At 60.7% G+C, this 17983-nt stretch carries 21 protein-coding genes; 1 reads left to right on the top strand and 20 read right to left on the bottom strand.

The window, feature by feature from the left end; all coding sequences use genetic code 11:
* Window positions 1–124 precede the first annotated feature (124 nt).
* The 20 genes from AB4X18_RS12065 to AB4X18_RS11970 all read right to left on the bottom strand — a co-directional run bounded on the left by AB4X18_RS12065 (window position 125) and on the right by AB4X18_RS11970 (window position 16218).
* Window positions 125–931, bottom strand: coding sequence for a metallophosphoesterase family protein (locus AB4X18_RS12065; protein WP_370400313.1), 807 nt, complete (start codon window positions 929–931; stop codon window positions 125–127).
* Window positions 931–1701: an ATP-binding cassette domain-containing protein gene (locus AB4X18_RS12060; protein ID WP_370400312.1), complete on the bottom strand. Its 771-nt coding sequence runs from the start codon at window positions 1699–1701 to the stop codon at window positions 931–933. The genes AB4X18_RS12065 and AB4X18_RS12060 overlap by 1 nt, the downstream gene beginning before the upstream one ends.
* Window positions 1698–2660 carry an ABC transporter ATP-binding protein gene (locus tag AB4X18_RS12055; RefSeq protein ID WP_432816638.1) on the bottom strand — a complete coding sequence of 321 codons (963 nt, stop codon included), beginning with the start codon at window positions 2658–2660 and terminating at the stop codon, window positions 1698–1700. The genes AB4X18_RS12060 and AB4X18_RS12055 overlap by 4 nt, the downstream gene beginning before the upstream one ends.
* Window positions 2661–3479 carry an ABC transporter permease gene (locus tag AB4X18_RS12050; protein ID WP_370400310.1) on the bottom strand — a complete coding sequence of 273 codons (819 nt, stop codon included), beginning with the start codon at window positions 3477–3479 and terminating at the stop codon, window positions 2661–2663.
* The gene (locus AB4X18_RS12045; protein WP_370400309.1) at window positions 3476–4420 is read right to left on the bottom strand and encodes an ABC transporter permease; all 945 of its coding nucleotides are present in this window, start codon (window positions 4418–4420) and stop codon (window positions 3476–3478) included. The genes AB4X18_RS12050 and AB4X18_RS12045 overlap by 4 nt, the downstream gene beginning before the upstream one ends.
* Window positions 4421–4481: 61 nt before the next feature.
* On the bottom strand, window positions 4482–5960 hold the full coding sequence (locus AB4X18_RS12040) for an ABC transporter substrate-binding protein (protein ID WP_370400308.1): 1479 nt from the start codon (window positions 5958–5960) through the stop codon (window positions 4482–4484).
* A gap of 152 nt (window positions 5961–6112) precedes the next feature.
* A complete protein-coding gene (locus tag AB4X18_RS12035; protein ID WP_370400307.1) occupies window positions 6113–6436 on the bottom strand; it encodes a hypothetical protein in 324 nt (107 codons plus the stop codon).
* 144 nt (window positions 6437–6580) lie between these two features.
* Window positions 6581–6994 (bottom strand): 50S ribosomal protein L16, encoded by a 414-nt coding sequence (gene rplP, locus AB4X18_RS12030; protein ID WP_299872422.1) that lies wholly within the window; start codon window positions 6992–6994, stop codon window positions 6581–6583.
* A gap of 11 nt (window positions 6995–7005) precedes the next feature.
* Entirely contained in the window at window positions 7006–7713 is a 708-nt protein-coding gene (gene rpsC / locus AB4X18_RS12025) for a 30S ribosomal protein S3 (RefSeq protein WP_370400306.1), read from the bottom strand.
* Window positions 7713–8093 (bottom strand): 50S ribosomal protein L22, encoded by a 381-nt coding sequence (rplV, locus tag AB4X18_RS12020; protein ID WP_299872429.1) that lies wholly within the window; start codon window positions 8091–8093, stop codon window positions 7713–7715. Before rplV ends, rpsC begins: the two co-directional genes overlap by 1 nt.
* Window positions 8094–8096: 3 nt before the next feature.
* On the bottom strand, window positions 8097–8375 hold the full coding sequence (gene rpsS, locus AB4X18_RS12015) for a 30S ribosomal protein S19 (RefSeq protein WP_299872432.1): 279 nt from the start codon (window positions 8373–8375) through the stop codon (window positions 8097–8099).
* 1 nt (window position 8376) lies between these two features.
* Window positions 8377–9219 (bottom strand): 50S ribosomal protein L2, encoded by an 843-nt coding sequence (rplB, locus tag AB4X18_RS12010; RefSeq protein ID WP_370400305.1) that lies wholly within the window; start codon window positions 9217–9219, stop codon window positions 8377–8379.
* Window positions 9220–9966: 747 nt separating this feature from the next.
* The gene (locus AB4X18_RS12005; protein WP_370400304.1) at window positions 9967–10347 is read right to left on the bottom strand and encodes a type II toxin-antitoxin system VapC family toxin; all 381 of its coding nucleotides are present in this window, start codon (window positions 10345–10347) and stop codon (window positions 9967–9969) included.
* The gene (locus tag AB4X18_RS12000; RefSeq protein ID WP_370400303.1) at window positions 10348–10581 is read right to left on the bottom strand and encodes a type II toxin-antitoxin system Phd/YefM family antitoxin; all 234 of its coding nucleotides are present in this window, start codon (window positions 10579–10581) and stop codon (window positions 10348–10350) included.
* 205 nt (window positions 10582–10786) lie between these two features.
* Complete coding sequence (locus tag AB4X18_RS11995) at window positions 10787–11083, bottom strand: 50S ribosomal protein L23 (RefSeq protein WP_370400302.1); 297 nt, start codon at window positions 11081–11083, stop codon at window positions 10787–10789.
* Window positions 11080–11697: a 50S ribosomal protein L4 gene (rplD, locus tag AB4X18_RS11990; RefSeq protein ID WP_370400301.1), complete on the bottom strand. Its 618-nt coding sequence runs from the start codon at window positions 11695–11697 to the stop codon at window positions 11080–11082. The genes AB4X18_RS11995 and rplD overlap by 4 nt, the downstream gene beginning before the upstream one ends.
* Complete coding sequence (rplC, locus tag AB4X18_RS11985; RefSeq protein ID WP_370400300.1) at window positions 11694–12569, bottom strand: 50S ribosomal protein L3; 876 nt, start codon at window positions 12567–12569, stop codon at window positions 11694–11696. Before rplC ends, rplD begins: the two co-directional genes overlap by 4 nt.
* A 15-nt stretch (window positions 12570–12584) precedes the next feature.
* Window positions 12585–12905 carry a 30S ribosomal protein S10 gene (gene rpsJ, locus AB4X18_RS11980; RefSeq protein WP_169639408.1) on the bottom strand — a complete coding sequence of 107 codons (321 nt, stop codon included), beginning with the start codon at window positions 12903–12905 and terminating at the stop codon, window positions 12585–12587.
* A 239-nt stretch (window positions 12906–13144) separates the two neighbouring features.
* On the bottom strand, window positions 13145–14602 hold the full coding sequence (locus tag AB4X18_RS11975) for a M81 family metallopeptidase (protein ID WP_432816637.1): 1458 nt from the start codon (window positions 14600–14602) through the stop codon (window positions 13145–13147).
* A complete protein-coding gene (locus AB4X18_RS11970; protein ID WP_370400298.1) occupies window positions 14599–16218 on the bottom strand; it encodes an amidohydrolase in 1620 nt (539 codons plus the stop codon). The genes AB4X18_RS11975 and AB4X18_RS11970 overlap by 4 nt, the downstream gene beginning before the upstream one ends.
* 155 nt (window positions 16219–16373) lie before the next feature.
* On the opposite strand from AB4X18_RS11970, the gene AB4X18_RS11965 reads away from it, so the two are divergent.
* On the top strand, window positions 16374–17960 hold the full coding sequence (locus AB4X18_RS11965) for an ABC transporter substrate-binding protein (RefSeq protein ID WP_370400297.1): 1587 nt from the start codon (window positions 16374–16376) through the stop codon (window positions 17958–17960).
* The last annotated feature ends 23 nt before the right edge of the window (window positions 17961–17983 follow it).

Genomic DNA, 17983 nt, shown 5'->3' with positions numbered 1-17983 from the left:
CTTTCCGATGCCCTGAAAGGTTAACAAAATATTGCCGGGTCACCCATGGGTAACCTTGCTTTCGTCGCACTCAGGTATTCCTGAAAGGGTGTAACAGGTGGCCGTGGCGCTTCACCGGCGTGGCTCAGGTGAATTTCAGAAGGCGGGCACGGTCGATCACGCCCAGTTCGCGCGCTTCCGGCAACAGGCTCACATAGGACGCCGTGATGCCGCTGTCCCGATAGGTGCAGATGGTGAAACCCGCGCCTTCCATGATCCGCAGATCAACGCGCTCCAGCAGGTCAATGGTGGAATCGAGCCCGGTAGACACAAGGATCGGGATTCCGTGCCACAGGCTCATCTGGTTGATATGGATGTGCCCCGACAGGATCGCGGCAATGCGGTGCGGTTGCAGCGTTTCGGCCAGACGGTGCGTCGCTGGCATGTCAATACTGCCCCACGGCAGACCCGCGTCATCAACACGCGGCGGGTGGTGCATGACGATGAGTTTGGGCAGGTCGGCGTTGTCTGCAAGGGCGGTATCCAGCATCTGAAATTGGGCATCATCAATCGTGCCCGCCACGTGGTTGGGGATCATTGTATCAAGGGCGATGATATGCAGACCCGCGATGGTCTGGCTGGAAAACAGCGGCGCATCGGACGGCCCCGCCCCGAAGACGGCATGATAGCCCGCGCGTCTGTCGTGATTGCCCAACGCAGGGATCAGCGGTGCCTTGAGGGGGGCCAGCGTCTCCTTCAGCAAGGTGTAACTGCGCTCATCCCCCATGTTGGTCAGATCACCGCTCGCCACCACGAAATCCGGCTGCGGGTCCATGGCGTTGATTGCCACGATGGCCTGACGCAGGGTTTCAAGTCCGGTTGCGGTCGCCTTGGCATCACCCGCACCGGGGTGGGATACGTGCAGATCGGTCAGGTGAATGAAACGGGTCATCAGATTGCTCCGGCAGCGGTCAGCAGGGATTGGGTGTATTCGTGGGCAGGCGCGTTGAGGATCGATGCGGCCTCCCCCTGTTCCAGCACGCGACCCCGCCGGAGCACCATCAACGTATCGCACAAGGCGGCCACGACCGCCATGTCGTGACTGATGAACAGCATGGCCAGGCCCAATTCCTCCTGCAGGTCCATCAGCAGGTTGAGGATCTGCGCGCGTACCGACACATCCAATGCCGACACGGCTTCATCCGCGACCAGCAACTGCGGGCGGGTGATGATGGCGCGCGCAATGGCGATGCGCTGGCGTTGTCCGCCGGAGAATTCATGCGGGTACTTCCGCGCGTCCTCGGCATGCAGTCCCACGTGCTCAAGACTTTCGGCAATATGCGCACCTTCGTCCGTCCCCATGGCGCGCAATGGCTCCCCCAGCGACCAGCCCACCGTGCGGCGCGGATCCAGCGAACCATAGGGGTCCTGAAAGATCATCTGGAATTCGGGCCGCAGCGCGCGCAGATCGGCGTGGGATAGGTGATGCAGGTCCTTGCCCGCAAAACGCACGGTCCCCGCATCCGGTTTCTCGAACGCCATGACCAGCCGGGCCAGCGTGGATTTACCCGATCCGCTTTCGCCCACCACGCCCAGGGTTCGCCCAGGTGCGATGTCGAAACTTGCGTCTTCGATCGCGGTCAGGCGCGGGCGACCGCCAAAAAACCGGGTGCGCGGCAGCGGGTAATGGCGGGTCAGGCCTTCGGCGCGCAGAAGGCTCATGCGACCTGCTCCGCAACGACGGGGCACATCACGCGGCGGGGGCCGTGTTCAATCGGGCGGGTGGTGCGGCAGTCAGGTCGTTCCACCGGGCAGCGTCCTGAAAACCGGCATCCTTCCGCAAGGCCGCTCAGGGGCGGGACATTGCCGGGAATGGTGGGCAGACGGCGGCGTTTGCCCTGCCCGTCGCGCAAGGCCGCGCGGGGATCGGGGCGCGCGGCAAGCAGACCCTTGGTATAGGGATGCTGCGGGCTGTGCAGCACCTCGTCCGTGCCCCCCCGCTCCACGATGTCACCGCCGTACATCACCGCAATCCGGTCGGTTGATCGAGCCACGGACGCAAGATCATGGCTGATCAAAACCAGCGCCATACCCCGTTTGTTCGACAGTTCCACCAGCAAATCCGTGATGCGCAGCGCCACATTCGCATCAAGCGCCGTGGTCGGCTCATCCGCGATCAGCAGCACCGGATCACACGCCAGCGCCAGCGCGATCAGCACCCGCTGCCGCTGACCACCGGACAGTTCGTGCGGAAACATGCGCGCGCGCCGTTCGGGATCGGGCAGGTGCACCTCTTCGAAAAGGCTCACCACCCGCGCTTCAGCAGCACTTCGGTCCAGCCCCAGATGCAGGCGCAGCGGTTCGGCGACGGTATCCCCGACCCGGCGCAGGGGGTTGAGCGCGGACATCGGCTCCTGAAAGATCATCCCCACCCGGCGCGCACGCAGGGGCCGCCACGTTTCTTCATCCGCATCGCTCATGTCGGTGCCGTCCACCATGACCCGGCCCGTCAGTGTTGCCGCGTCCGGTGCCATGCCCATCAGGCAAGACGCCAACAGACTTTTGCCTGAACCACTTTCGCCCACAATGCCAAGGCGATCCCCCGGTGCTATGCGCAATGATATATCACGCAGAGCGGATCCCGCGGCAAAGGTCACGCTAAGGTGGTCGAGTTCGAACATCTACCGCTCCCGCACCAGACGGGGATCGGTGATGTCGCGCAACCCGTCGCCCAGAAGGCCAAAACCCAGCACCGCAGCCACGATGCATAGACCGGGATAAATCGCCAGTTCGGGGGCAAGGTACATCAGCGTCTGCGCCTCTGACAGCATCCGACCCCAGCTGGCCGCCGGGGGTTGCGCGCCAAGGCCCAGATAGCTCAGCGCAGCTTCGGCAAGGATCGCCACGGCAAATTCGATGGTGGCCTGCACGATCACCGCCGCCGCGATATTCGGCAGGACATGGTCGCGGCTGATGGCGAAGGTGCCCATGCCGGCCGCCCGGGCCGCCATGACATAATCGCGGGTCCAGATCTGGTTCGCGGAGGCACGGGTCACGCGGGCGAATATGGGGATGTTGATAAAGGCGATGGCAAAGACCGCGTTGGAAAGCGAGGGACCGAAGACCGCCGCGAGCATGATCGCAAAAAGGAGCGCGGGAAACGCGAAGCTGAGATCGGCCAGCCGCATCACCAGATCTTCGACCCATCCGCCGATGCCTGCCGCCAAAAGCCCCAGCGCCACACCGATGGAGCCTCCCATGAGCACCGCCACCAGCGCCACCGTCATCGAATTGCGCGCGCCCAGCATCAGTTGCGAAACCACGTCGCGGCCCAGTTTGTCAGTGCCAAGCCAATGGGTCATCGACGGGTCCGCGAACTTGTCGCGGATGTTCAGTGCCGTGGCATCATGCGGTGTCCAGATCAGCGACAGCGCAGCCAGCCCGACCATCAGTGACACCAGCACCGCCCCCAGCAGAAAGTTCGCAGGCAGCCGGGTCATTGGCGGGCCTTCAGGCGGGGGTCGATCACCACGTAAAGCAGATCAACGATGAAGTTCGCCGTCACCACGATGGCGGCAAATAGCATCACCAGCGCCTGCACCGTGGGCAGATCCCGGTTGGAGATGGATTGAAAGATAAGACGGCCAAGACCGGGCAGGTAGAACACGTTCTCGATCACGATGGTGCCGGTGACCAATGCGGCGAACTGCATCCCCACGATGGTCACGATGGGCACCAGCGCATTGGGCAGTACATGCCGCCACAGGATGCGCCGCTGGCTGAGGCCGGAGGCGCGGGCGGTACGGGTGAAATCCTGCCGCATCACCTCAAGCGCGGAGGACCGGGTGACGCGGGCAAGGACGGAGGATTGCACAAGCGCAAGTGCTACAGTCGGCAGGATCAGCGAGCGTATCGCCGCCACCGGATCGGACCAGCCCGCAAAGCCGCCCGGCGGCAGCCAGCGCAGCTTGACCGCAAAAAGCAGCACCAGAAGGATCGACAACCAGAACGCGGGCACCGCAATGCCAAGCTGCGACAGGAACATCACGCCCCAATCCCCGATCCTGCGGTGGCGGGAGGCGGCAAAGATGCCAAGGCTGAGCGCCATCACGAGGGTCAGCAGCATACCGGCCACCGCCAGTGACAGGGTCATGCCCAGACGCTCTCCGATCAGTTCGGACACCGGTACGCGAAACGAATGACTGGTCCCGAAATCGCCCACAAACGCGCCGGTGATCCATTCGACATAGCGGATGTGGACGGGGGCGTTCAGGCCAAGGTCTTCGCGGAGCGCCGCCAGCGCATCCTCCGTCGCCTCCAGCCCCAGGATCGACATCGCCGGATCACCAGGCAGGATGTTCATCACCGCGAAGACCACAATCGACACCGCAAACAGCGTGCCGATGAAGCCGATGGTGCGGCGCAGGATGAAGTACGTCATGTCACGTCAGGCAGATGGGGCCCCGCGCGGGGGCCCTCATCCGAAATGGGGGCCACCCGGTTCAACCCTTGGAGACATACTTCAGCGGCATGTAGGACACCGGAACGGAGGGCCAGTACCCTTCGACCTCGTTGCGGAAAATACCGTGCAGCGGCAGCTGGTAAAGGAAGCCGTGGACGGCTTCATTCGCCAGAAACTCCTGCCCCTCCTTGAGCAGCGCGTCGCGGACTTCGGCGTCTGGCTCCGTGCGGATCTTTTCCCACAGGGCGGTGAAATCGGGGTTTTCATAGCCGTAGTAGTAATCCGCACCCCGCGCGAAGTTGCCCATATCGTTGGGCTCCACATGGGCGATGATGGTCATGTCGTAGTTCTTCTTGCGGTAGATTTCGTCAATCCAGAAACCCCACTCGACGTTCTCGACCTTGGCGTCGATGCCCGCTTGCGCCAGTTGCGCCTGCACGATCTCGGCCGAGCGCATGGCATAGGGGAAGGGCGGCACGCGCAGGGTCATGGTGGACCCGCCAACGCCTGCGGCTTCGAACATCTCCTTCGCCTTGGCGGTGTCGGTGGCATAGGTGCCCGTCAGATCGACATATGCCGTGCCCTGCGGCGGATAGAAGCTGCCGATGGGTGTGGCTTTACCGTACATCGCGCCGTCGATGATTTCCTCGCGGTTGATCGCGTGGCTGATCGCGCGGCGCACTTCGATGTTGTCAAAGGGCGGCTTGGCGTTGTTGATCGCCAGGATCACTTCGCCCTGCGTGTTCCCCTGGGTGACCTTGAAGCGCGGATCGGCTTCGAACTGCTCCAGCAATTCGGGCGCGGGAAAGGCCGGATAGGCGTCGATCTCCTCGGCCATCATCGCGGCGGTGGCGGCGGCGGCATCGGCGACGAAGCGGAAGGTCACCGTATCGAGCGAAACGATATCCGCTTCACGGTGATCGGGGTTCTTGACCAGTGTCAGACGGTCACCGCGGTTCCAGTTGTCGAACTTGAACGGACCCGTGCCCACGGGGGTGGTGGCGTTGTTGTCCGCCGTCTCGGGCGCGACCATGGCCGCGTCGCCCTTGCCCATGTTGAACAGAAAGAAGGCTTCGGATTCCTTCAGCGTCACTTCAACGGTCAGCGGATCGGGCGCAGTGATGCTGGTGATCCCCGCAAAAATGCCCTTGGCGGGGTTCTTGGAATCCTCCGCCATGGCGCGGTTGATGGAGAAGAGCACGTCTTCGGCGTCAAAGGCGGTGCCATCGTGGAACATTACGCCTTCGGCCAGCGTAAAAGTGTAGTTCAACCCGTCATCGGACACTTCCCAACCCGTGGCGAGGTTCGGCCCGACCGAGCCATCCTGCTGGATGATGGTCAAGGTTTCATAGACGTTCTGCATCAACATGCTGTCGATGGAAGCCGTCGCCTCTGACGTGGGGTCGAGGGTTGTGGGTTCCTGCTGCAGGCCAACGCTGAGGTCGGCGGCAGAGGCGGCGGTCGCGGTGAGCGTGAGCGCCAGCAATGAGGTGCGAAGGGGGTTCAGTTTCAGCGGCATGCGCGTGATCCTTTTCCTGGGGGGCGCCGGGTGGGTCCCGGTGCTTGGATAAGGAGAGGGTCGCGGGTTATGGGGGGGAGGTCAATGGGGGAGGTGGGGGTTTACAAAGAGTTCATGAAGGGAGACGCCTGAACTTGATGCACCACCAAACGCTAGATTTCTTTCATAAACTTGAGAGTCTGGGCCATTTCATCAGCGAGGATATGGGCTGCTTGACCCTCAATATTCTTCATTTGTGAATCACAGAACCGAATGACGAAGTCTTTATGTTCTGGGAACTCACGCAGCTGATAAACAGCCGTGACCTTCGAAGCTATCGTGCCTTTCTCATCAATCTTGGCCATTAGATCGTAAAAGTGGGTTCGCTGTTCGCGCCTTGCGTCTGTGTATATTTTGACCAAGTAGGCTACAGCAGATCCAGCTATAGTGATCAGCGGTAGCGAAATACCAATGAAGTCGAGGACTTCTTTGCCCATTGAATGCCTCCCTAGCGCCAAAAAAAACCCCCGATGCTTTCACAACGGGGGCTCTCCATCTCTACCGGAGTGGGTTATCATCGCTTTTGATGAAGAATCAAAAGCGACTGCCACCCCCATCGTTTCCAAAAAGGGAAACGACGTCTACCAATCTTCCCGAACAACAACACGCGTCTTGATCGGCAGCTTCATAGCCGCCAGACGCAGAGCCTCACGGGCAATGTCATCATTCACGCCGTCGATCTCGAACATCACGCGGCCGGGCTTCACTTTGCACGCCCAGAAATCCACGGAACCCTTACCTTTACCCATCCGAACTTCGACGGGCTTGGAGGTCACGGGCACGTCCGGGAAAATCCGGATCCAGACGCGGCCCTGACGCTTCATGTGACGCGTCATGGCACGACGTGCGGCTTCGATCTGGCGTGCTGTCACACGCTCCGGCTGCAGTGCCTTCAGGCCGTAGGTGCCGAAGTTCAGGTCAGACCCGCCCTTCGCCAGACCCTTGATGGAGCCTTTGAACTGCTTGCGGAATTTCGTACGTTTTGGCTGTAGCATCTATCTACTCCTTAACGCCGACCGCCTGCACCGCGAGGTGCCGGGCCGTCTTGCATTTCCTGAGCCTTGCGGTCACGGGCGGCGGGGTCATGTTCCATGATCTCACCTTTGAAGATCCAGGTCTTGATCCCGATGATCCCGTAAGCCGTTGCGGCCTCGACATGCGCGTAATCGATGTCCGCACGCAGAGTGTGCAGGGGCACGCGGCCCTCGCGGTACCATTCGGTACGCGCGATTTCAGCACCGCCGAGACGACCGGCAAGATTGACCCGGATGCCCAGGGCACCCATGCGCATGGCGTTCTGCACGGCACGCTTCATGGCGCGGCGGAAGGATACCCGACGCTCCAGCTGTTGTGCGATGCTTTCACCGACCAGTGCGGCGTCCAGTTCGGGTTTGCGAACTTCAACGATGTTGAGATGCAGTTCCGAGGACGTCATCTTGGCGATTTTCTGGCGCAGACCTTCGATGTCCGCACCTTTCTTGCCGATGATGACACCGGGGCGGGCCGTGTGGATCGTGACGCGGCACTTTTTGTGCGGACGTTCGATGATCACGCGGGCCACGCCGGCCTGCTTGCACTCTTCCTTGATGAAGGCGCGGATGGCGAGGTCTTCGAGAAGAAGATCACCGTAGTCCTTCGTGTCGGCGTACCAGCGGCTGTCCCAGGTGCGGTTGACCTGCAAGCGCATGCCGATCGGGTTTACTTTGTTGCCCATTATGCTTGCTCCTCAACTTGACGCACGACGATTGTGACTTCTGCGAATGGCTTGATGATCTTGCCGAACCGGCCGCGGGCACGGGGACGCCCGCGCTTCATGGTGAGGTTCTTGCCGACATAGGCCTCCGCGACGATCAGCTCGTCCACGTCAAGGTTGTGGTTGTTCTCGGCGTTGGCGATGGCGGACTGAAGGCATTTCTTCACGTCCTGCGCGATCCGCTTCTTGGAGAAGGTGAGGTCCGTCAGGGCCTTGTCCACCTTCTTGCCGCGAATGAGGCCAGCAACGAGGTTCAGTTTCTGCGGAGACGTCTTGAGCATGCGCAGCTTTGCACGTGCTTCATTGTCTGCCACGCGGCGGGGATTTTTATCCTTGCTCATGGCTTATTTCCGCTTCGCTTTTTTATCAGCGGCATGACCGTAGTAGGTCCGGGTCGGGCTGTATTCGCCAAACTTCTGACCGATCATTTCTTCGCTGATGTTAACAGGGATGTGCTTGCGGCCGTTGTAGACGCCGAACGTCAGACCCACAAACTGCGGCAGGATGGTGGAGCGGCGCGACCAGATCTTGATCACTTCGTTCCGGCCAGACTCACGCGATGCTTCGGCCTTTTTGAGAACATAGCTGTCGACAAAAGGACCCTTCCATACGGATCGAGACATATTAGCGCCCCTTCTTCTTGGCGTGGCGCGATCTGATGATCAGGGCGCTGGACGCTTTTTTCTTGTTCCGGGTTTTTGCACCCTTTGTCGGCTTGCCCCATGGGGTCACCGGATGACGACCACCAGAGGTCCGGCCTTCACCACCACCGTGCGGGTGGTCGATCGGGTTCATCACGACACCACGCACAGACGGGCGGATGCCCTTGTGGCGCATGCGGCCCGCTTTACCGTAGTTCTGGTTGGAATTGTCGGGGTTGGACACGGCACCGACGGTGGCCATGCATTCCTGACGCACCAGACGCAGTTCGCCTGAGCTGAGGCGGATCTGGGCATAGCCCCCGTCCCGGCCCACGAACTGGGCGTAGGTGCCTGCCGCACGGGCGATCTGGCCGCCCTTGCCCGGCTTCATTTCGATGTTGTGGACAATCGTACCGATCGGCATGCCCGCGAAAGGCATTGCGTTGCCGGGTTTGATGTCGGCCTTCTTGGAGGCGATGACCTTGTCACCGATGGCCAGACGCTGAGGGGCAAGGATATAGGCCTGCTCCCCGTCTTCGTATTGGATCAGCGCGATGAAGGCCGTCCGGTTGGGGTCATATTCAATGCGGGCAACAACCGCGGACATGTCCAGCTTGTTGCGCTTGAAATCTACGACACGGTAGAGGCGCTTTGCCCCACCGCCTTTGCGACGCATCGTGATCCGTCCGGTGTTGTTCCGTCCGCCATTCTTGGTCAGACCCTCTGTGAGGGCTTTGACCGGGCGGCCTTTCCAAAGCTCCGAACGGTCGATCAGTACCAGCCCACGCTGGCCCGGCGTCGTCGGTTTATACGACTTGAGTGCCATGTTGTCTGTCTTCCGTTTTGCTTACGCTGGCGTGTGGCCAGCTATGGTATGAAGGGCCCCGAAGGTCCCCGATTTTGGGTGTCTTGCGGTGCGTGTTGAGTGCGAACGCGCGACAACGGACAAGCCCCGGACGAATCCGGGGCTTTGTCTGTGGGTGCGTTTAGGTCATGGTTTAGCCGTGGTCAACCAATGAACTCAACTGCTTTGCCAAAAGATCAACGCAAGCAAAGATACAGCCTTTCAACCACGTAGGTATACTGTCCGGTAGGAACGTTACGTGAGCTTGCGAACTCAGCGCGTCTGTTCGGGCCACGTCGACAGGTATCTGCCGCTAGAACATCTGCCTTAGCTACGGCAGCGTCTCGGCTCGGTTGATCAGAAAACTCTAGAGATGACCCGTCAAGTTGAATTGCAACGCTGGCTTCATTGAAGCTGCTAATCGCCGGTTCAAGATTGGTCACACACCCCGCAATAGCTAAAACGACACCCCCTACGAATGAAAGCCGTAAACAATTTGACGTCAATTGATCTCTCCTGTGTTTATTGTTCTGCAACCAGAGCATGAATCCGAATTTGTGACCAGCGAAAACTCGCTCAAATCGTTTCGTACAATGATTTCTAGAAAGCTCGAAATTGAATTCTCTTTTAATGGGCTGAGTCCCTCGCGGCTATTTTGATACCTTCCTGAGATATGTAATCGGGGGTCAAATGATCTCTTCAGCTATGTGACAATTGATGCCCTCGTCCTCACCAAACCCGCGCCACCCCAACCGCATCAAACGCCGCATCCGGCGACACCACCGGACACCCTTCCTGCAACGCCACTGTCGCGATCATCCGGTCAAACGGATCGCGGTGGCTCCAGTCGAGTAGCGATGCGCGTAGGCTTACAGACGCCGACAATGGTGTAATCGTTATCCCGCGCTTTGTGGTGAGGGCTTCCAACTCAGCCACGAAAGGGGCCATCTCGGGCCATTTGCCAATACGCACCTTCTGCCCGATCTCATAAAACGAAATGGCTGACACCATGACTTCGTCCGCTGAAAGGACAGCCTCGCGTGCAGTCTTGGTCATCCGGTCACTGCCCAGAATGACCATCGCGAGTGGCCCTGTATCCAGCAAGAGCATCTAGTCGCGCCCCTCCCAGTCGAGCAACTCTTCCTCGGTCATCGGGTCGAAAAAGGCATCGGGTATCTCACCGACTTTGTCTTTGAGGTTGCCGAGAGTGACCTTGGATTTCTTCGCTGGCACCAACTCTACCGCTGGCACGCCGTGGCGGGTGATCACGACGCGTTCGCCGCGTTCGGCGGCTTCCATCAGCTTAGACAGGTTGGTTTTGGCTTCGTGGACTGAGGCTTGCATGGGGCGCTCCAAAATATGGCTAAGCTATAGCTAAGCTATTTGGAATACTTTTTCAAGGCGTAGGGTGCGCACTTGCTGCGCACCGTTGGGCGTTCGATTGAGGTGGGATGGTGCGCAGTGAATGCGCACCCTACGAACGAAGAAAGCCCCCGCTTGCGCGAGGGCCTTGTTGTTTTGCATTGGTGGGTTGCACCCACCCTACGGGTTACAGGCCCGTGGAGACATCAATCGTGTTACCTTCTTCCAAGGTAACATACGCCTTCTTGACGTCCTTCCGCTTGCCCAACTGGCCACGGAATCGCTTGACCTTACCCTTCGTGATGGACGTATTCACCGCCTTCACCTTCACACCAAAGAGCGCTTCAACCGCTTCCTTGATCTGGGGTTTGTTGCTGTCGATCGCGACTTCGAACACAACCGCATTCGCCTCGGAGGCCATGGTTGCTTTCTCGGTGATGATCGGCTTGCGGATCACGTCGTAGTGTTCGTGCTTGGCGCTCATTTCAAACGGGCCTCCAATGCTTCGACACCGGCCTTCGTGATCACCAGAGTGTCACGCTTGAGGATGTCATATACGTTTGCGCCCATCGTTGGCAGGATATCCAGACCTTCGATGTTGCGCGCGGCTTGGGCGAAGTGTTCGTTCACGCTTGCGCCGTCGATGACCAGCGCACGCTTCCAGCCCAGTGCATTGACCTGCTTGGCCAGTGCGGCTGTTTTGCCTTCGCTTGCGGCTTCGTCCAGGATCACCAGCGCGCCGGCTTTTGCCTTGGCAGACAGCGCGTGCTTGAGACCCAGCTTGCGGAACTTCTTGGTCAGCTCGTGACCGTGGCTGCGCACCTTGGGGCCTTTATACACACCACCGCCGCGGAAGATCGGTGCAGAGCGCGCGCCGTGGCGTGCGCCGCCGGTGCCCTTCTGGCGGTAGATCTTCTTGGTGGAGTAGCTCACTTCGGAGCGTGTCTTGACCTTGTGGGTCCCGGCCTGCGCGTTGTTACGCTGCCAGCGGACAACGCGGTGCAGGATGTCGGCGCGTGGCTCAAGACCGAAAAGGGCCTCGTCCAGGTCTACCGAACCGGCTTTGCCGCCGTCGAGTTTGATGACATCGAGTTTCATGCGTCACCTTCTTTCTTGTCTGCATCGTCAGCGGCAGGCTCATCGGAACCTTCTGCTGCGATTTCTGCTTCGGCTGCTTTGAGCTGCTCCGCTTCGGCTGCGGCCTGCTCTTCTGCGAGGCGCGTGGCTTCTGCTTCGGCTTCTGCGGCGGCTGCGGCGGCTGCTTCTTCAGCGGCTTTTTCAGCTTCTTTGGCAGCGGAGGCCAGAGCGGCGGGCAGGATCGCGTTCTCAGGGAACGGTTTCTTCACCGCGTCCTTGACAGTGACCCAGCCACCCTTGGAGCCGGGAACGGCGCCTTTGACCATGATCAGACCACGGCCAACATCGGTTTTCACGACCTGAAGGTTCTGCGTGGTGACACGGGCGGCACCCATGTGACCGGCCATTTTCTTGCCTTTGAAAACCTTGCCAGGATCCTGACACTGACCAGTGGAGCCGTGCGAACGGTGAGAGATCGACACACCGTGCGTCGCACGCAGACCGCCGAAGTTGTGACGCTTCATCGCACCGGCAAAACCTTTACCGATGGAGGTGCCTGCAACGTCAACGAACTGACCCTCGAAGTAATGGGCCGCGATGATCTCTTCACCCACGGGCAGCATCGCATCCGCGTCCACGCGGAATTCTGCGACCTTGCGCTTGGGTTCCACCTTGGCCGCGGAGAAGTGACCGCGCATGGCTTTGGAGGTCCGCTTGGCTTTGGCCGTGCCTGCACCCAGCTGAACGGCGGTGTAGCCATCCTTCTCAGAGGTACGCTGTGCGACGACCTGAAGATTGTCGAGTTGAAGAACGGTCACAGGGATCTGCTTGCCGTCTTCCATGAACAGACGGGTCATCCCCACCTTTTTTGCAATAACGCCTGAGCGCAACATAACCGGTGCCCTCCTTTACGACTGCAACTTGATCTCGACGTCCACACCAGCGGCGAGGTCGAGCTTCATCAGCGCGTCCACGGTCTGGGGGGTCGGATCGACGATATCCAGCAGACGCTTGTGCGTGCGGATTTCGAACTGGTCACGGGATTTCTTGTCCACGTGGGGACCACGCAGGACGGTGAATTTTTCGATCTTGTTGGGCAGCGGGATCGGACCCCGAACAGAAGCGCCTGTGCGCTTGGCTGTATTGACGATTTCCTGAGTGGAGGCGTCAAGCACCCGGTAATCAAACGCCTTGAGGCGAATGCGGATGTTCTGGCTTTGAGCGGCCATGTGCATATCCCTTTAGATTAGGGCTTCAAACGGATTGGAAGACAGTGCTCATCACGGGCTTCGTCGCGTCGGTATTTATGGCTCAGGGGCAGTGCCGGGCTGAGTTGGTGTGCCTTTAGAGGGTGTGGGATGGGATGGCAAGGGATTCTTTTGTGGGGGTGTTGATGGATGGACTGCGTCCATACGAGAGGCGCTGCCTCTCGTGCTCTCCGGGATATTTGGGGAGAAAAGAGGGGGCATCAGGTGGTCTTGCCGCTGTTGCCCAGCCGGATGCCTTTGCGGATCTTGGTGTAGGGGAGGGTTTCGAGGTGACAGGGGTTGGCACCGGGGCTTTCGGCGAAAAGGATGCGGTCGGTGATGCGCAGATAGTCGGCCATGAAGTGCACGCCGGATTTGACGCAGACGATGGCGTGATCGCGGGGCTCGATGCCGACGACGCGGAACATTTCCTGATCGGCGTTCTGGCCCCGGCGGCTGCCGACGACGACGGTGACGCCGGTACCGATGATCCTGAGGCGGGCGACAGGGCCGAGGTGGGCGGTCGCGCCGCCGAACATCGGGCCGGTGAAATCGAAGACGCCGTCGGAGAGGCGTTCGACTTTGACGCGGGCCTTGAAGGGTTTTGAGTATTGGTCGAAGGCGCCGCCGATGGAGACGTCGATTTCGGCGCCCTGCCCTGCGGCGTGAGCCGCAGCGGCGGTTTTGGGGTCATAGAGCATGGAGAGGACGGCATCCGGCGCGTTGTTTTCGATGAGCGCGCGCAGGATACCGGTGGTGTCACCGGTGCCGCCCGCACCCGGGTTGTCTTGCGGGTCGGCGATGACGACGGGGGCTTCAAGCGTCATGGCGCGGGCGACGCAGGGGAGGGCTTGTTCGAGGCGGGCGTCGAATTGGGTTTCGGCGGCGAGGATGGATGCGGTGATCTGGTCTACGGCGGCCTGCGCCTTGGCCGGGTCGGGGTCGTAGGCGAAGATGGCGGGGCCGACGTCGGGGATGTCGGCGGGGGGGAAGCCCATGGCGATGTCGGCGCTGGAGACATCGAGGTTCGCGAGGGCGGCGTAGATGGACTTGGCGGGCTCAAACTCGGTCGATTGTGCGGTGATGGGCAGGAGGAGGTCGACCTGCTTGTATGCCTTGGCAAGCGGGCCTTGCAGCAGCTGGTCCAGCAGGTGGGCGGCGCGCGCGCCGGTTTCGGCAAGGTCGGTATGGGGATAAGTGCGGTAGAGGGTGACGCCGTCGGTGAGGTCCGAAACGGGTGTGGATAGGTTGCCGTGGAGGTCGAAGCTGACAACGAAGGGGGTGTCGGGCCCGATGGCGGCGCGGACGCGGGCGATGATTTCGGCCTCAGCATCGTTGTATCGCTGCGTGACCATTGCGCCGTGCAGGTCGAGGTAGACGGCGTCGGGCTTTGTATCCGCGATGGTCTGGACGATTTCGCCGACGATTGCTTCGAACGCGTCTTCTTCTACATAGCCGCCCGGTTCCGCGCCGCACCACAGGATCGGGATCAACTCATGGGTGCAGGCGGCCATGAAGCCAGAGAGGGGGATGTTGAGGCCGCGCATCGTGTCATGGAGCGCTTCGCCGCGGGTCAGGGCGGGCCATGAGCCGCCCGTGCGGAAGGTCTCCAACGTGGTGGGGAACGGGGCAAATGTATTGGTTTCATGCTGAAACCCTGCGACGGCGACACGGGTCATGTCGTGACCTCTCCGCCCAGGACGGTGGCGACGACTTCGATATCGCGCAGTGCCAAGGGATCGACCGCCAGCGGGTCTTCGGCCAGCACGCAGAAATCGGCGTGTTTGCCGGTCTGGATCGAGCCGACTTCGTGATCCAGCTTCAGCACGTGGGCGGCCCCCATGGTGATGCAATAGAGCGCCTGCGGCACGGTGATCTGCTGGCTGGTGCCCAGCACGCGGCCCGTTTCCGTCACCCGGTTGACGGCAGCCCATGCGGTGACCAGCGGGGCCATGGGGGTGATCGGTGCGTCGGAGTGGATGGCGAAGTCATTGTCGAAGATTTCGACCGCGTCGCGGCAGGCGTTCATGCGGGCAGCGCGGTCGGGGCCGACGGTTTTGGTCCAGTGGATGTCACCGAAGTAATGGATGTGGTTCCCGAAGATATTGCAGGTCAGGCCCAGCGCCTTCATGCGCTTGAACTGGTCCCGGCCGGCAAGCTGCACGTGTTCAAGTGTATGGCGCAGGTCGGGGTTGGGGTATTTCAGCATGACCTCTTCATAGACCTCGATCGCCAGTTCGGAGGCTGCATCGCCATTGGTATGGATGTGCGTCTTGACGCCTGCCTTGTGCAGCGCCGCCACGGCGCGGCGGTAGTGATCGAGGTCCATGTTCCAGATGCCGTGATCTTCGCCGGTCATGTAGCCGGGTGGCTTGAGCTTGGCGGTATAGCCCTGAATGGCCCCATCCGTGAACAGCTTTGCACGGCCGAGCGACAACTTGTCGGTGGAGCGCGCACGCAGCGCGACGGCGCGCGCCGCTTCGTCCTCCGGGTCGCCGACCATGGCGTTCATCACCGGTACGTAGCGGGCGGGAAAGGCCGGGTCGTGCACGACGCGTTCGATCATCTGAACCTCGTCTTCCTTGAGGTCCGACAGCAGTTCGGCCACCGTTGTCACGCCGCAAAGACGCGCGACCTGACCATAGGCGCGCAGACTGGGTTCATTTGCCATGTTCAGGAAATTATATCCACATGCATCTATCATCGGGTTCATCGCGGCGAACTCCTGAAGTTCGCCGTTGGGGCTGCCGTCCGCGCCCTTGATCACGCCTTCGATGTTCGTGCCTGCGTCGAAACCGGCTTTGGCCAGTGCGGCGGAATTTACGGTCATCAGGTGGAAATTGGAGTGCGATACAATCACCGGATGGTCGGTTGAGACCTGATCGAGGTGCGCCTTGTCGAACCGGCGACCGTCAATGAAGTTGGGGTCCATTCCCCAGCCGATGACCGGCTGTCCCTTGGGGGTTCCGGCAGCGACTTCGGCCAGCCGCGCGATGATCGCATCGTAGTCCTTGCACCCCTCCCAGACGCGGCCCTGCGGGTCTGTGCGGGCGTAATGACCACAGTATGTATGGTCCCAGATGCCCCCTGCCATGACATGCGCATGTGCTTCGATCAGTCCGGGCAGAATCACCTTGTCGGCAAACCGGTCGTCTGTCAGTGCGGCGCCCCAGCCTTGCGCACAATCGGCATCCCCCACGGCCAGCACGCGGCCGTCGCGCACGGCGACATGTGTGGCTTCTGGTCGGTTGGGGTCCATCGTGATAACCTTCGCGGCACTGTAGACGGTGATCATGTCCTGGGGTCCTTCGTTCGGATGCCTAAGCAACAGGCAGTGTGGTACGGGGTGGCGAAAATCATTTGCACACGATTGACAAGCTGTATCCAGCCGTGCCTGATTAACCATGCGTAAACCAATTAAGTGAAAACGCAACAATAGGGAGAATACATATGCTTGGATGGATCAAGCGCCGGAGCCTGCTTGCCGCAGTGCTTGCGGTCCCGCTGGCACTGGGGGCGATGCCCGGTGTGGCGAAAGCTGAAACAACGCTGCGGGTGATCCCGCATGCGGACCTCAAGAACCTCGACCCGATCTGGACCACGGCCTACATCACCCGCAACCACGGGTACATGATCTATGATACGTTGTTTTCGATGGACGAAGACTTCAAACCGCAGCCGCAGATGGTCGACACATGGTCCACCTCTGACGATGGGCTGACGTGGACCTTCGTGCTGCGCGACGGGCTGAAGTTCCACGATGGCGCGCCTGTGACGGCGACGGACGTGGTGGCCTCGCTTGAACGCTGGGGCAAGCGCGACGGGATGGGACAGCAGTTGATGGCCAACACCGCAAGCCTTGAAGCGCAGGACGACAAGACCGTCGTGCTGACGCTCGCCAATGAATACGGGCTTGTGCTTGAATCCATCGGCAAGATTTCCTCCAACGTGCCGTTCATCATGCCCGCGCGTGTCGCGGCAACGGACCCGTTTGAGCAGATCACGGACTTCACAGGCTCCGGCCCCTTCGTCTTTGAAGCGGATCAGTGGGTGCCCGGCAGCAAGGTGGTCTACACCAAGTTCGCCGACTACGTGCCGCGTACGGAGCCCGTTTCCGCAGCATCCGGCGGCAAGCTTGCCAAGGTCGACAAGGTAGAGTGGACCTATTTCCCGGATCAGACCACGGCGATGAATGCGCTGATGGCGGGTGAGATCGACTTCTTCGAAGCGCCTGCGAACGATCTGGCGCCACTTCTTGAAGCCAACCCCGATATCACGGTCGAGGTGAACGATCCGCTGGGCAACGTTGGCTTTGCGCGCTTCAACCACCTTCTGCCGCCCTTCGACAACGCCGATGTGCGTCGTGCGGCCTTGATGGCGATGAAGCAGGAAGACTACATGGCTGGTGCCGTGGGTGATCCGGCGTTCTGGAAAACCTGTCATTCCGTGTTCCCATGCGGCACGCCGCTGGCCAACGACGTGGGTTCCGACGTGATGTCGACGGGCGATGTGGACATGGCCAAAGAAGCGCTGAGTGCCGCAGGCTATGACGGCACGCCAGTGGTTATCATGCAGCCTACGGATATTCCTGTGCTCTCAGCGTTTTCGCTGATCACGGCCGAAAAGCTGCGCAACGTGGGCTTCGAAGTCGACGTGCAGGCGATGGACTGGTCCACGCTGACCTCCCGTCGTGCGCTGCGTGATCCGGTTGCCGATGGTGGCTGGAACATGTTCCACACGTGGTGGATCGGTGCGGACGTGATTGATCCGATGGCGATTGCCTTCTCCGGCAACCCCGACGCGGGCTGGTTCGGCTGGGCGGAAGATGCCGAGCTTGAGAAAGCGCGGACGGCATTTGCAGTCGCCGGTTCTGCCGAGGAAAAGGCCGAGATCGGCAAAAAGGTGCAGGAACGCCTTTGGGCGATTGGTGCCTCCGGCCATCTGGGTCAGTTCTTTACGCCTGTTGCCTATCGCAACAACGTAAAAGGTCTGATCAAGTCACCGGTCCAGTTCTTCTGGAACATCGGCTTCGAATGATCTGACCTCCTTGCGGCGCAGGT

The sequence above is a fragment of the Sulfitobacter rhodophyticola genome (genome assembly GCF_041281685.2).
GTDB lineage: Bacteria > Pseudomonadota > Alphaproteobacteria > Rhodobacterales > Rhodobacteraceae > Sulfitobacter.
The sequence above is the reverse complement of the archived record's forward strand: the minus strand, read 5'-3'. Positions and strand labels throughout refer to the sequence as shown.